The sequence below is a fragment of the Pseudomonas sp. BF-RE-21 genome, from assembly GCF_019947305.1.
Lineage (GTDB): Bacteria > Pseudomonadota > Gammaproteobacteria > Pseudomonadales > Pseudomonadaceae > Aquipseudomonas > Aquipseudomonas migulae.
This window is the reverse complement of the sequence record NZ_JAGYGF010000004.1, coordinates 123,899-136,561: the sequence shown is the minus strand read 5'-3', so window position 1 is coordinate 136,561 and position 12,663 is coordinate 123,899. Positions and strand designations below refer to the sequence as shown.

Below are 12,663 nucleotides of genomic sequence, written 5' to 3'. Positions count from 1 at the left end.
ATGCGCCTGTCGCGGGTCGAGGTGGACGGGCAAGCGTTCTGGGCGTTGCTGGATGCGCAAACTGACCGCCTGCGGCGTATTCATGCGCCGTTCACCCACTGGGCCGGGCTAGGGGCGGATCTTACGCCAGACGCCCTGGACCTGAGTGGCGAATGGTTGCCGTTGTCGGCTTCGCGCCTGCTTGCGCCGCTGGAACCGGCCAGCCGGGTATTTGGTGTGGGCCTCAATTACCTCAGCCACCTCAAGCGTCTGGGCAGTGAGGCGCCGGCGCACCCGCTGGCCTACATGAAACCTGAGTCAGCGCTGGTCGGTGCCAATGACGAGATCGATTATTCGCCGCTGACCACCCAGCTTGATTACGAGGTGGAACTCGTCGCCGTGGTGGGTCGCCCTTTGCTGGATGAACCCCATGCCAGCGCTTGCCTACTGGGGTACACCGTAGGCAATGACATCAGCGCGCGGGATGCCGGCAAGCAGATTGGTCGTCTTGACCTGTTGACCCAGAAATCCATGGACCGCACCACGCCAGTGGGGCCCTGGATTGTGACCGCCGACGATCTGGGCATTACCGGGCAACCGACACTGGATATGCGCCTGAGCGTAAACGACGAAGTGCGCCAGCAGGACAATACGCGGCAAATGATTTTTCCCCTGGACGAGTTGCTCAATTATCTGGATGCACGCATCAGTCTGCGTCCTGGCGATCTGGTGTTCACTGGCTCAACCCACGGTGTAGGGCTGGAAAGCGGGCGTTTTCTGCAGCCGGGTGATTGGGTCGAGGCTGAAATCAAAGGCATCGGCCAACTGCGCAATTCCATCGCTCAGCCGCGTCAGCTCAGCCCTTCGCGGGCGATGGGGCGACTGGGTCAGCCGCTGGACAAATAATTCCTGATTTTGACTGGCGTAGCCGCTGAGGAGTGAAGATGAGCGAGGGCTCGGCGTGGGCGCCGTTTCGCAATAAAGCGTTCCGCGGCTTATGGCTGGCAGCCGCAGTGGTCAACATGGCTATCTGGATGCAGACGGTCGCCGCGGCGTGGATCATGACCACATTGACGACCTCGGCAGCCATGGTCTCTCTGGTGCAAACCGCCGTGACCCTGCCGGTGTTCCTGTTTGCCTTTCCCGGTGGGGTGATTGCCGATCGGGTGGACCGTCGCAGTTGGCTGATCATTACCCAGTGCATGATGCTGTTCGCCGCGCTGGTGTTGTGTGGGCTGGCGTACAGCGCGCACCTGGAAACCTGGGGCTTGCTGGCGTTTACCTTTGTGCTCGGTACCGGCAGTGCGTTGGGCATGTCGGCGTGGATGGTGACCATGGTCGGTGTACTGCCCCGCGACCAAGTGCCGGCCGCAGTGTCCTTGAACGGAATTTCCATCAATGCCACCCGCGCTTTGGGCCCCGCGCTGGCGGGTGCACTGATTGCGTACTGGAACACGACCTCGGTATTTCTGGTAATCGCGCTGTGTATGTTCGCGGTGCTGGCCTTCCTCTTTCGTATCGCGCCCAACCCGCCCACCGTGGGCTTGCCACCGGAAACCATGACCGGCGGCATGCGCAGTGGCCTGCGCTACATCCGGCATTCAGCGGTCCTGTTCAGCGCCATGAAGCAGGTTCTGGTGTTCACCATGAGTGCCAGCGCTTTGTGGGCCTTGATGCCACTGGTGGCCAAGCAGGAATTGGGCATGGATGCCGGTGGTTATGGCTTGCTCATGGCGTTTCTTGGTGCCGGTGCCGTGTTGGCTGCACTCAGCTTGCCGCGGCTGTATCGCGTACTGGGCATGCGTCATCTGCTGGTTTGCGGCGCCATCTCCTTTGCCCTCGCCACTCTCACTGCCGCGCTATCCAACAACCGCTATGCGGTCTGCGCGATGATGCTGCTGGCGGGGTTTGGCTGGATGGCGGTCAACGCGACCATTTCCACGGTGGTGCAAACCTATGCCGCCAACTGGGTGCGCGCGCGGGTCGCATCGGTCTATGTGTTGATCCTGATGGGCGCGATGGCAGCCGGAGGTGCGATATGGGGGGCATTGGCCGAATACCTGGGGTTGAGCCAGAGCTTGCTGCTCTCGACACTGTTGTTGCTGGTCGGTATCGCGCTGACCCGCAATGGCCATGTGGAGCTGGGCCAGGAAGCAGACTTTGCCGAGGTTCAGTTGACCGACACACTGCAACTGGCCAGTCCAGTGTCCCATTCCGATGGACCGGTATCGGTGGAGATTGTGTACCAGGTGGCGGCGCCAGATCGCGATGACTTTCTTGCCGCGGTGTACAAGGTAGGCAAGGCACGACGGCGCAACGGCGCGCAAAACTGGCGTTTGTACCGCGACATGGCGGACCCGCAACTCTACAGCGAGCGCTTTATTGTCGAGTCCTGGCTGGAATACTTGCGCCAACAGGTTCGGGTGACCCAGGCCGACCATGCCCAAGAGCGTCTCATCGAGCGTTTTCGTCGCGAAGATCTGCAAACCCGCCGTTTGATCTATCAGCCGCCAGTGAAACTAACCGATTGAAGTGATCGAGTAATTCCCAGATAAAACTTTTACGGCGCCAATCATTCTCAGGCTAGAATGGCGCCACTCTAAAGTTACTGGATCGGGCATGGAACTCACTGACGTCAACGACAGCAGCAAATCGGCCGGCGCAACCCTCGTCAAGCCGGTTTCTAACGCCATACGCATCTTGCGCTATCTCAGTCAGGTGGGTACGCCGGAACGCTCAGTGGACATCGCCCGGCAACTGAAAATCAACCCTAGCACCTGCTTCAACATCCTGCGTACCCTGGTGCAAGAGGAGGTGGTCGATTTCAGTGCGCTTTCCAAGCGTTACACCGTGGGCCTGGGCCTGGCGCGTCTGGTCGAACAATTGGTGACCCAGGGTCATCGCGTACAGATGGCCAAACCGCTGTTGCAGAACCTGGCTGCGCGCCAGCGGGTGACCATCACCCTGTGGCGCAAAATGAGCCCTGACCGAATCGTCATTGTCAGCTCCGCTGCGAGCCCGACCGATGTGCGTATCGACATGGCCGAAGGTCAGCGTCTGCCGATTCTGATGGGCGCCAGCGGCCGGTTGTTCGCCACACAGATCGACCTCGACGACCCGGAAGTACAGAGCAGCTTCGAGACGATTCGCTGGGCCCAGCCACTGTCGCTGGAGGTCTATCGCGAAGAGGTCCGGGAAGCTGCCGAGCGCGGTTGGGCAATGGACGATGGGCATTTCTCGGGAGGGATTCTAGCCATTGCAGCGCCGGTCTTTTCACCGACCAACAGCATCGATTTCACCGTGTCGGCGGTGATGTTCCGTGGCCAACGGGATGAAGAGGGCCTTGCCGAACTGGGCAAGGCGCTGATCGAGTTCTGTAGCGAAGTAGCCGGCGTACTCTACTGAGGCGCGCCGTTACTCGCGAACCAGAAGCAGGCTGCCCCCCAACGGGCCGCCTCCGGCTGCCACCGTGCTGACGCGGTGTTCGCGGATTTGCCGGCCTTCGGCACGACCCCACAGTTGCAGACAGGCTTCATGCACGTAACCCACGCCGTGGGTGCGTCCGCCAGACAGCTGCCCGCCATTGGTATTGATGGGCAAGCTGCCCTGCAGCGCAATGCGCGTGCCACCCTCGACGAACGCACCACTTTGTCCGGTGGGGCACAGGCCCAGGGCTTCCAGCCAGATCAGGGTCAAGATCGAAAATCCGTCATACAACTGCGCAGATTCGACATCCTGCGGGGTGTAGTCGGTGCGCGCCCACATCATCTCGCCGACATCGAAGGCGGCCATTTTGGTCAGGGAGATCTGATCCCACGACCAGGGCTGGTTCAACGCTGCGCCCATGGCCTCGATGCGGATCGGTTTGTTCGGCTGGTCCTGGGCGATATCACGACGGGACAGGATGATGGCGGTGGACGCATCGCAATGCACGTCGCAGTCGAACATGCGCAGAGGCGTCGAAATCATCCGCGAGGCCATGTAGTCATCCATGCTCATCGGCGTGCGGTACAGCGCTTTCGGATTGCGCATGGCGTTCTGGCGACAAGTAAGGGCTATTTGCGCCAGCTGCTCCGGTCGGGTGCCGTACTCATGGAAGTGGCGCTGAGCATACAACGCCATCAGATTGATGCCCGATTGCACATTGAACGGCGTAAACCACTGCCAGGCGTAGCTGCTGTCGCGCCCCTGGGTTTTGTTGGTCAGTGCACCGGCCTGTTTGTTGACCATGCGCGCCGACGCTTCGGTGATGGTGCGAAACACCAGTACGTGCTTGCACAGGCCCGCCGCAATCGCCATGGCCCCGTTGATTACACCGGTGAGCGGGCCGGGCCCTTCATAACCACCACCGAACCAGTTGACGTTGAGCCCGAGGGCGCTCTTCAGCGCACTGGGACCGACCGGTGAAAACGGGTCGCCATTGTTGTTGTCGCCCGGCCAGCAGGCTACGCCGTCGATGTCGCTGCGTTGCAGGCCGGCGTCGGCAATGGCTTCGAGGCAGGCATCCAGGGTCAGGCGCATCGCTGACTTGTTCGAGGGTCGCCCGACTTCCGATTGGCCGATGCCGGTGATGGCTACGTCTTTCTCATAACGATGATCGAACATCACTGATCCTTCTCGAACAGAGGTAACCACACATCCTCGACATTGAGGAAGCTGACCCGTACCGGCATGTCGATATGCACATCCGAGACCGGTATGCCCACCACGTTGCTCACGAACTGCAAGCCGGGTTGTTCAACCAGCTCGATGATTGCCACCACATAGGGCACCTCCAGGTCGGGGGTCCAAGCCTGATAGTTGATGGTGAAGCTGAGCACTTTGCCCTTGCCGGACACCGCTTGCGGCGCGACGTCAAAGCTTGCGCAATGCGGGCACAGCGGGGCGGGCGGGTGGAAATACCGGCTACAGGCTGCGCAGCGATGAACGAGCAGTTCGCCCTGTTGACCGCCTTGCCAGAAGGCGCGGTTGTCGGCGTTGAGTGCAGGCAGTTTTCTAGGCATCAGCGGTCCGCAGGTGAGTGTTTGACTTGAAGTCATACGGTATCATTTGTACATATTTTCTAAAAGTGTCATATATTCATCCGGACAAAGGCGCGAATCGACCGTTCGCGCCGTAAAACAACAACAAGAGGATTTCGCGATGTCCCAATCACTATTGGACAAGAGGGTAGTCGTCACCGGCGGGTTTGGTGCCCTCGGCAGCGCACTTGGCAAATTTCTGCTGGCGCGTGGCGCCCGGGTGGCGTTGCTGGATCGTAGCGAGGCCCCAGCCGCTTTATTGGACACGGAAAATCTGCTGTGTGTGGGCGATGTCGACCTGACTTCGGTCGAATCGGCCAGCGCGGCGTTCGAGCAGATTGCGGCGCATTTGGGTGGCATCGACGGTTTGGTCAATGTCGCGGGCGGTTTTGCCTGGGAGACCGTCGAAGGTGGAAGCCTGCTGACCTGGGATCGGCTTTACCAGATGAACGTGCGTACCGCCGTGGTCAGTTCCCAATCGGCGTTGACGCACCTGCTGGATTCCGGGGCAGGGCGTATCGTCAACATTGGCGCGCTGGCCTCGGTCAAAGCCGCAACAGGTATGGGGGCTTACGCCGCCTCCAAGGCCGGTGTGGCCCGGTTGACCGAGGCGTTGGCCGAGGAGCTGAAGGATCGTGGTGTAACGGTTAACGCTGTGCTGCCGAGCATTATTGACACCCCCGCCAACCGCGCCGACATGCCTGATGCCGACAGCAGCCGCTGGGTCACCCCGCAGGCGTTGGCGGCGGTCGTGGCATTTCTGTTATCCGATGAAGCCGCAGCGGTAACCGGTGCGCTGCTGCCCGTGAGTGGCCGCGTATGAGACTGGTGACGTATACCGATGCCGAAGGTTTTGATCGCGCGGGAGCATTGCTCAATCGGGACCAGCAGGTCCTCGACCTGCAAGACGCTTACCGCTTGCTGGAAGGTCGCGACAGTGTGGCATTAAGCAGCATTCTGGCGCTGGTTGAGGCCGGTGAGCCGGCGCTTGAGTTAGCCCGTTCGTTGGTTGCCAAGGCTCCCTCGGCGGCAGTGCTGGAGCGTGACAGCGTGAAGCTGCGCGCACCGATCCAGCCACCTCCACAAATGCGCGACTGTTCCTGCTTCGAATTGCATCTGCGCCAGAGCTTCGCGGCGGCCCGTCGCGCCCGTGCGCTGCGTACCGAAGACCCCGAAGCCACCCTGAAAGCGATGAACACACGCGCCGACGACCGGGTCATCGAGACCTTCAACAAGCAGCCCATCTACTACAAGGGCAACCGTTTCGCGGTGATTGGCATCGACGATGAATTCCAATGGCCAAGTTTCAGTCGGGCGATGGATTTCGAACTGGAGTTCGGTTGCTACATCGGCAAGCGCGGCAAAGACATCAGCCGTGAAGCCGCCCGGGCGCATATCGTCGGCTACACCATCTTCAACGACATGAGTGCCCGCGACGCCCAGGCCCTGGAAATGCCGGGCATGCTCGGCCCGGCCAAGAGCAAGGATTTCGATACCGCCAACATCATGGGCCCCTGTCTGGTGACAGCCGATGAGCTGGGTGATCCCTATGACCTGAACATGGTCGCCCGGGTCAATGGCGAGGAGTGGGGGCGCGGCAATACCCGCGATATGCGCTGGAGTTTCGAAGACGTGATTGCCCACGTGTCTCGTTCGGAAACCCTGTACCCCGGTGAGTTTCTTGGTTCCGGCACAGTCGGAAACGGCTGCGGCCTGGAGCAATTGCGTTATTTGAAGCCTGGCGATGTGGTTGAACTGGAGATCGACGGCATTGGTGTGCTGCGCACTCAAGTGGGCAAGGCGTCGACCAAGGATTGACGCGTACGTGAATGACGGAAGAATTCACTTACAAGTGCAAAGTGAATTCTATGTACATAAATAGAGAAAGTGTCTTATATTTCGCTGCGACTAGTGTCGTGACGCTCTGATCAGGAGGCAATCATGCTAACAAGAACAAGCCCCGTATTGTCTGATGGAACCAAGGTCTCGGACCTCATCTATCCTTCTAGCCGTGAAGTACAAATGCGCGTGTTATCCGATCGCGAAATCTACGAGCTGGAGATGGAAAAAATCTTCGGCAAGATCTGGGTACTCCTGGGTCACGAGTCGGAGATTCCCAATTCCGGAGACTTCATGGTCCGCGACCTGGGCTCCGACTCGGTCATTGTTGCCCGTGGTAAAGAGGGCGAGGTGTACGTCAACCTCAACGTGTGCCCGCACCGCGGCATGCGCATCAGCACTGCCGATTGCGGCAACACGCAAATTCATAAATGCATCTATCACGGCTGGGCCTTCCGCCCGAATGGTGACTTCGTCGGCTCGCCTGTCGAGCGTGAATGCATGCACGGCAAGATGCTGCCCAAAGAAGAATTGGGCCTGAAAAAGGCTCGGGTCACACTGTATGGCGGTTTGGTTTTCGCGACCTGGAATATCGACGGGCCGTCGTTTGACGAATTCCTCGGCGATGCCAAGTGGTATTACGACATGCTCTTCTGCCGTTCCGACAAGGGCATGGAAGTACTCGGTCCACCGCAGCGCTTTATCGTTAACGCCAACTGGAAAACGGCTGGCGAGCAATCGGCGGCCGACGGTTTCCACACACTGACCTTGCATCGTTGGTTGGGTGAAGTGGGTAACTACGCCAAGAAAGGAGAGGGCGAAACAGCCGACCTCAGCCCGGAAATGATCGGCGTCGAGATCAGCTCACCCCATGGCCATGCCCTGCGCTGCATCGACCTGGCGCGCAAGATCAAGCGCCTGACCGGCCTCGATCCGGCAGAGTTGAGTGTGCAGCAAAAGCTCGAAGCATTGCCGCCTGCCGGCATGACCGCCGACATGGTCGAACAGCTGGCACGCAATCTCACCGAAGATCAGTTGAAAGTGCTCACCAGCATGCCGCCGCAAGTCGGTGGGATGTTCCCGAACATTCTTTTCGGTTTTGTCTACATTCCGCAGCCGGATGGCACTGTCGTCGGCTCGATGACCCTGCACGCCTACGTGCCGCAAGGTCCGGACAAGCTCGAGTTCGTCAACTGGGTATTTGCTGAGAAAGACGCTTCCCCGGAACTGCGCGACAAGATGCTCAAGCAAACCATCCAGCTGTTCGGCACGTCCGGCATGGTTGAGCAGGATGACTCCGACACCTGGCCGCACATGACCCTGGCCGCCAAAGGCGCGATGGGCCGCAAGAGCACGATGAAATACCAGGCGGTCTTTGAAACGGGCGCACCGGAGGGCTGGCCTGGCCCGGGCATCGTCAACGAAGGCTTTACCAAGGACGATACCCAGTGGCACTGGTGGTTGTACTGGCATGAGCTGATGACTGCATCGGACGACCAGTAAGCGTCCGTCACGCCTGGTTTGATCGCGGCCCTCGCGGGCCGCCGTCGCTGGTATCAGCATTCACAAGAATAAAAGTGAGGGAATGACTCATGGCTCAGGTTCAACAACGCGGTGTGGAGGATATCCAGCCGGGTTCCCCAGTCGGTACCAAGCGAGTACCGGTGGGTTCGCCGATTTACAACGATGTGGTGACCTTCCTCTACGAGGAGGCCACGCTGCTTGACCAGATTCGCCTGCAGGAGTGGGCCGAACGCCTGGACACCGACCTGGTGTACACCGTGCCGCTGCGTCAGACGCGCTTGGCCGCCGAGTTAAAAACCACCATCGTGCGCAGCGTTCAGCATTACCACGATGACTACCGCTCGATCATGGGCCGAATCCTGCGCCTGTCTGGCAAAAGCGCCTGGGCGGAAGACCCTCCCTCGCGTACCCGGCGTCTGGTGACCAACGTGTTTGTCGAAGAAACCGACAAGAGCGATGAGTTCGTGGTGACCAGTTATCTGCTACTGACCCGCAGCCGGTTCAAAGACCACCATGTCGACATCATCAGTGGCGAACGGCGGGATGTGCTGCGCCTGAGTGAGGCGGGATTCAAGCTGGCGCGGCGCGAAGTCATCATCGACCAAGCGGTGCTCGGAACCCCCAATCTGGCGGTCTTCCTCTAGTTCGTATCGGCGGTCTGGGTTGAACCCGGATCGCCGTGCTTTGAAAGCATTGGCCGCATTGCTCTTGACGCAAGAGCGGATCGACTAGTGCCGTTGTCTCAGCCATTCCTGATCCTGGGCGCACAATTTCAGCTGTTCATGACTGAAGTCCAGGGTCGAGCCCTTCATGCGCAATGCCTGCTCCGCGCGTTCGGGTTGTTGGCTGTAACAAAGAGCGGTGGTGGCGGCGTGAATCTGCTCGTCGAGGTTGTACGCGCGCCCCATGGAAATCAGGGTGCAGCGGCGCAGTAAAAGTGCCGCTTCGGCGGCTTCTTCATTGAGGGTATTCAGTGCCCAGCGTGCCATGCCTTCGCGAAGGTTGATGCCGCAATAAGGTGAAGGTCCTTCGATCAGGGTGCCGTTGACTTCCCAGGTCAGGTCTTCATTGCCGTCCCGTATCAACGTGGCGCGAGTGCGGTTGGCGATGCGCTGGCCGATGTTGACGTCATATCGGCGCTGGTGGGTACCTCGTGCGGCAGCGGCGACGGCAAGGCCCGTCAGGTCCAGCAGATGGGTGCATTGATGACTGGCATCGGTCTGTCTGGTGACGGAGTGGGCTATCCGGTCCAGTTTCATACCCAGCAGCTGCTGTAATTGATCGCAAGCCTGCGGACACAAGGAATAAGGGTAGCGCAGCGCTTCACCGCCAATGGCGGTGACTTCACCTTCATGGTGGCAGACCCAGACACGGAAGTGATGGAAGTCGTCCTCCAGGGTGGCGCGGACTTCACCCGTGCCATTGCCAGGATGAGCAATGATGTCCACGCGCCGACGAAATACACTCATCCTCAATATCCTTGTTTCAGTACTGTTCTGGCTGACGAAATCAGCTATATTTGAACACTATAACCAATAATGTTCATTAAAAAACAAGAAATGGAGTGGCTATGGCACTGCTAAACGAACAGGTCGCGTTGATTACCGGTGCAGGTGGCGGAATAGGCCGCGGCATCGCGCTGAACTTTGCCAAAGAGGGCGCTGCCGTGGTGGTCGCCGAGCTGGATGTCACCAGTGGCGAGGCCGTAGTCGCCGAACTCAAAGCGCTGGGTGCCCAAGCGATGTTCATCAAGACTGACGTGTGCAGCAAGGCCGATATCGAAGCCGCCGTGCAATTGGCCGTTGATCAGTTTGGTGGGCTGGACATTCTGGTCAACAACGCATTTGCACCAACGCCCAATGTTCTTCTCGAAGAGAAGACCGATGCAATGCTGGAGAAAACCCTCGGTTCTACAGTGTGGGCGGCCTGGTGGGCGATGAAGGCCGCGCTGCCCCACATGAAAGCGCGGGGTGGCGGCAAGATTATCAACTTCTACTCCATCGATATCGAGATCGGTGCCTGGTTGCATGGCGACTACAATACGGCGAAGGCAGCGATCGTGGGGCTGACTCGCAGCGCGGCCTCTGAATGGGGGCGGTTCAACATTCGAACCAATGCCATCGCGCCTACCGCGATGGGTGCCACGTTCCACAAGCTTGCTGCGGAGAACCCGGGGTTTGCCGAAATGTCCGCATCGATGCGTCCTTTGGGACGCTGTGGCGAGCCTGAGGCGGATATTGGGCCGGTGGTGGTGTTTTTAGCGTCCGAGATGTCGCGGTTTATCACGGGTGAAACCATCCACGTCGATGGTGGCCTTCATCTGCCCGGTTATAACTCCCGCCCCAAAGGTATTCCCGTACGCGAGTATTGAGTTCACCCGATTAATGCAGGAGCAAGCTCACTCCTGCAAAGGCGACACCAAGGCCCTAGAGACGCGAAAGCCCGCTGCAAGGCGGGCTTCGACATTGGGTGGCCGACACATGCCGGCCAGGAAAATTACTTTTTGGACACCACAATCGAAGTAGTTTCCAGATCCCAGGTTGTTTGGGTCTTGCCTTCATCACGCAGCAAATACTTCAACACTCGTCCCTGCGGATTTTTCGGCAAACTGCTGCGAAACTCGATATAGCGCGGCAAGGCATAGTAGGGCACCGAGTCGGTGGCCCAATGGAACAGTTGCTCCGGCTCAAGCGTCACGCCTTCATGCAGTACGGCAGTCACCTTCACATCATCCTCGCCTTTATCAGAAGGCACGGCGTGCACCGCCACCTCGGCCAGTGCAGGGTGAGAAGCAAAGGCTGCTTCCATTTCAAAGCTGGAAATGTTCTCTCCCCGGCGACGCATGTAGTCCTTCTTGCGGTCGACAAAGTAGAAGAAGCCATCATCATCGAATTTGCCAACGTCGCCCGTGTGGAACCACATGTTGCGCATCAGTTTCTGGGTGTCTTCCGGGCGACGCCAGTAGCCCTGGAACATGATGTCCGGACGGAGCGGACGCACCACGATTTCGCCAGGGGAGTTGGGCGGCACTTCTTGATCGAGGTCGTCGACGATTCTGACGTCAAAATCCGCAATACGTTTACCCGACGAGCCGGGCGCGGCGTATTCACCGGCAGCCAGCGAAGTGATAACGCAGGCTTCGGTCAGTCCATAGCCGTTGCCGCCTACCAGCCTGGTGCCGAAGCGCTCGCGCCAGATCTTCTTGGTGTCTTCGGTGTAAGGGTTGCCACGGGCGGTATGGATCTGCCCCACGCAGCGCAACATCGCTTCGTTATCTGGCGCCTGGGCGAGGAGGCCGCCCATGCCGCCCAGGATCGAGGCAATGGTCGCGCCCGAGCGCTCCACTTCCGGCCAGAAATTCGAGACCGAGAATCGCGCAAGAATGGCGGCGCGCGCACCCACCAGAATGCTGGCAATGATCGATACGCACAGTGCATTCATGTGGAAAAGTGGCAGCGGCGTGATGGTGACGTCGTCGGCACTGGCGGGGCCGGCGCGAAGTTGCAGGCGCGCCAGATTGCACATGAAGTTGTAGCTGATCATGCAGCCCTTGGAAGGGCCCGTGGTACCCGAGGTGTAAATCAGGCAGGCAAGGTCTGAAGGTTGCGGTTTATTGGCAAGTGGGGTGGCGTCATGGCCACGCCATTCATCCAGTGGCGCAATGCGAATCGGGCAATCAGGTACTGCCTTAAGCGTGCCACGGTGAAGAATGTGGTGGACGTCCTGCAGTTGTGCGGCGAGCGGGGTGATGCGTGGCAGGTAGGTCGATTCGCAAATCACCACTGAAGTGCCGGTATCGGCGATCTGATGGCGGAGAAACTCGCCCTTGAGCGCGGTGTTGATCGGCACACTTACAGCGCAGAGCTTGTTGATGGCCAGCCAGGTGGTGACGGCATCGATGTTGTTGTCCAGCATCGTCAGCACGGTTTCACCGGCTTTGACGCCCAGGGTGGCCAGTGCGTTGGCCATCTTGGTCGAGAGTGAGTCAACCTGAGCATATGTGTATAACTCACCACTGAAATCCAGCAATATTTTGTCTGGATGCCTTGCTACCGCACGATCTAACGCATCAATGACAGTGTCTCGTTCTCCCACTGCCCAGGTGTCTGGATTTCCACTGCTGCCCATCAGTTTTCTCCTTTTAGGCACCCATACCGGTCGGGTTGCCTGATTTTATTTTGAAGAGAGAATTCGATTCTAAATACAAACTTCGCAAATGTCTTTAGCTAAAAGTTGAACATATAGTGTTATTTATGCACAGATCCTGTGTTAACGTTGCACAATTCTTACTCTTCATGAG

General features: G+C 59.0%; 12 protein-coding genes. 8 read left to right on the top strand and 4 right to left on the bottom strand.

Features of this window, described 5'->3' with window-relative positions:
- The 3 genes from KGB25_RS05010 to KGB25_RS05000 all read left to right on the top strand — a co-directional run bounded on the left by KGB25_RS05010 (window position 1) and on the right by KGB25_RS05000 (window position 3,384).
- A complete protein-coding gene (locus KGB25_RS05010) occupies window positions 1-885 on the top strand; it encodes a fumarylacetoacetate hydrolase family protein (RefSeq protein ID WP_223434404.1) in 885 nt (294 codons plus the stop codon).
- A gap of 38 nt (window positions 886-923) precedes the next feature.
- The gene (locus KGB25_RS05005; RefSeq protein ID WP_223434403.1) at window positions 924-2,510 is read left to right on the top strand and encodes an MFS transporter; all 1,587 of its coding nucleotides are present in this window, start codon (window positions 924-926) and stop codon (window positions 2,508-2,510) included.
- An 88-nt stretch (window positions 2,511-2,598) separates the two neighbouring features.
- Window positions 2,599-3,384 (top strand): IclR family transcriptional regulator, encoded by a 786-nt coding sequence (locus KGB25_RS05000; protein WP_020300792.1) that lies wholly within the window; start codon window positions 2,599-2,601, stop codon window positions 3,382-3,384.
- A 9-nt stretch (window positions 3,385-3,393) separates the two neighbouring features.
- On the opposite strand, the gene KGB25_RS04995 is transcribed toward KGB25_RS05000, so the two are convergent.
- On the bottom strand, window positions 3,394-4,584 hold the full coding sequence (locus tag KGB25_RS04995; protein WP_223434402.1) for a thiolase family protein: 1,191 nt from the start codon (window positions 4,582-4,584) through the stop codon (window positions 3,394-3,396).
- On the bottom strand, window positions 4,584-4,982 hold the full coding sequence (locus KGB25_RS04990) for a Zn-ribbon domain-containing OB-fold protein (RefSeq protein ID WP_223434401.1): 399 nt from the start codon (window positions 4,980-4,982) through the stop codon (window positions 4,584-4,586). Before KGB25_RS04990 ends, KGB25_RS04995 begins: the two co-directional genes overlap by 1 nt.
- Before the next feature lie 139 nt (window positions 4,983-5,121).
- Between KGB25_RS04990 and KGB25_RS04985 the strand changes: the two genes are divergently transcribed.
- From KGB25_RS04985 to KGB25_RS04970, 4 genes are all read left to right on the top strand, one after another.
- Window positions 5,122-5,823: an SDR family NAD(P)-dependent oxidoreductase gene (locus tag KGB25_RS04985; RefSeq protein ID WP_223434400.1), complete on the top strand. Its 702-nt coding sequence runs from the start codon at window positions 5,122-5,124 to the stop codon at window positions 5,821-5,823.
- Window positions 5,820-6,818, top strand: a complete 999-nt coding sequence (locus KGB25_RS04980) for a fumarylacetoacetate hydrolase family protein (protein ID WP_223434399.1) — start codon at window positions 5,820-5,822, stop codon at window positions 6,816-6,818. The genes KGB25_RS04985 and KGB25_RS04980 overlap by 4 nt, the downstream gene beginning before the upstream one ends.
- A gap of 123 nt (window positions 6,819-6,941) precedes the next feature.
- A complete protein-coding gene (locus KGB25_RS04975) occupies window positions 6,942-8,342 on the top strand; it encodes a Rieske 2Fe-2S domain-containing protein (protein ID WP_083376135.1) in 1,401 nt (466 codons plus the stop codon).
- Window positions 8,343-8,431: 89 nt separating this feature from the next.
- Complete coding sequence (locus tag KGB25_RS04970; RefSeq protein WP_020300786.1) at window positions 8,432-9,007, top strand: aromatic-ring-hydroxylating dioxygenase subunit beta; 576 nt, start codon at window positions 8,432-8,434, stop codon at window positions 9,005-9,007.
- An 84-nt stretch (window positions 9,008-9,091) separates the two neighbouring features.
- On the opposite strand, the gene KGB25_RS04965 is transcribed toward KGB25_RS04970, so the two are convergent.
- Window positions 9,092-9,832 carry a DUF2889 domain-containing protein gene (locus tag KGB25_RS04965; protein WP_083376136.1) on the bottom strand — a complete coding sequence of 247 codons (741 nt, stop codon included), beginning with the start codon at window positions 9,830-9,832 and terminating at the stop codon, window positions 9,092-9,094.
- Window positions 9,833-9,933: 101 nt separating this feature from the next.
- Here KGB25_RS04965 and KGB25_RS04960 point away from each other — a divergent pair, with 101 nt between their 5' ends.
- Window positions 9,934-10,734: an SDR family NAD(P)-dependent oxidoreductase gene (locus KGB25_RS04960; RefSeq protein ID WP_223434398.1), complete on the top strand. Its 801-nt coding sequence runs from the start codon at window positions 9,934-9,936 to the stop codon at window positions 10,732-10,734.
- A 125-nt stretch (window positions 10,735-10,859) separates the two neighbouring features.
- On the opposite strand, the gene KGB25_RS04955 is transcribed toward KGB25_RS04960, so the two are convergent.
- Window positions 10,860-12,491: an ATP-dependent acyl-CoA ligase gene (locus tag KGB25_RS04955; RefSeq protein WP_223434397.1), complete on the bottom strand. Its 1,632-nt coding sequence runs from the start codon at window positions 12,489-12,491 to the stop codon at window positions 10,860-10,862.
- Window positions 12,492-12,663 lie beyond the last annotated feature (172 nt).

Coding starts and splice junctions, on each gene's coding strand:
- KGB25_RS04970 (WP_020300786.1), top strand. CDS start 8,432: ATGGCTCAGGTTCAACAACGCGGTGTGGAGGATATCCAGCCGGGTTCC.
- KGB25_RS04995 (WP_223434402.1), bottom strand. CDS start 4,584: ATGTTCGATCATCGTTATGAGAAAGACGTAGCCATCACCGGCATCGGC.
- KGB25_RS05000 (WP_020300792.1), top strand. CDS start 2,599: ATGGAACTCACTGACGTCAACGACAGCAGCAAATCGGCCGGCGCAACC.
- KGB25_RS04965 (WP_083376136.1), bottom strand. CDS start 9,832: ATGAGTGTATTTCGTCGGCGCGTGGACATCATTGCTCATCCTGGCAAT.
- KGB25_RS05010 (WP_223434404.1), top strand. CDS start 1: ATGCGCCTGTCGCGGGTCGAGGTGGACGGGCAAGCGTTCTGGGCGTTG.
- KGB25_RS04985 (WP_223434400.1), top strand. CDS start 5,122: ATGTCCCAATCACTATTGGACAAGAGGGTAGTCGTCACCGGCGGGTTT.
- KGB25_RS04960 (WP_223434398.1), top strand. CDS start 9,934: ATGGCACTGCTAAACGAACAGGTCGCGTTGATTACCGGTGCAGGTGGC.
- KGB25_RS04975 (WP_083376135.1), top strand. CDS start 6,942: ATGCTAACAAGAACAAGCCCCGTATTGTCTGATGGAACCAAGGTCTCG.
- KGB25_RS04990 (WP_223434401.1), bottom strand. CDS start 4,982: ATGCCTAGAAAACTGCCTGCACTCAACGCCGACAACCGCGCCTTCTGG.
- KGB25_RS04955 (WP_223434397.1), bottom strand. CDS start 12,491: ATGGGCAGCAGTGGAAATCCAGACACCTGGGCAGTGGGAGAACGAGAC.
- KGB25_RS04980 (WP_223434399.1), top strand. CDS start 5,820: ATGAGACTGGTGACGTATACCGATGCCGAAGGTTTTGATCGCGCGGGA.
- KGB25_RS05005 (WP_223434403.1), top strand. CDS start 924: ATGAGCGAGGGCTCGGCGTGGGCGCCGTTTCGCAATAAAGCGTTCCGC.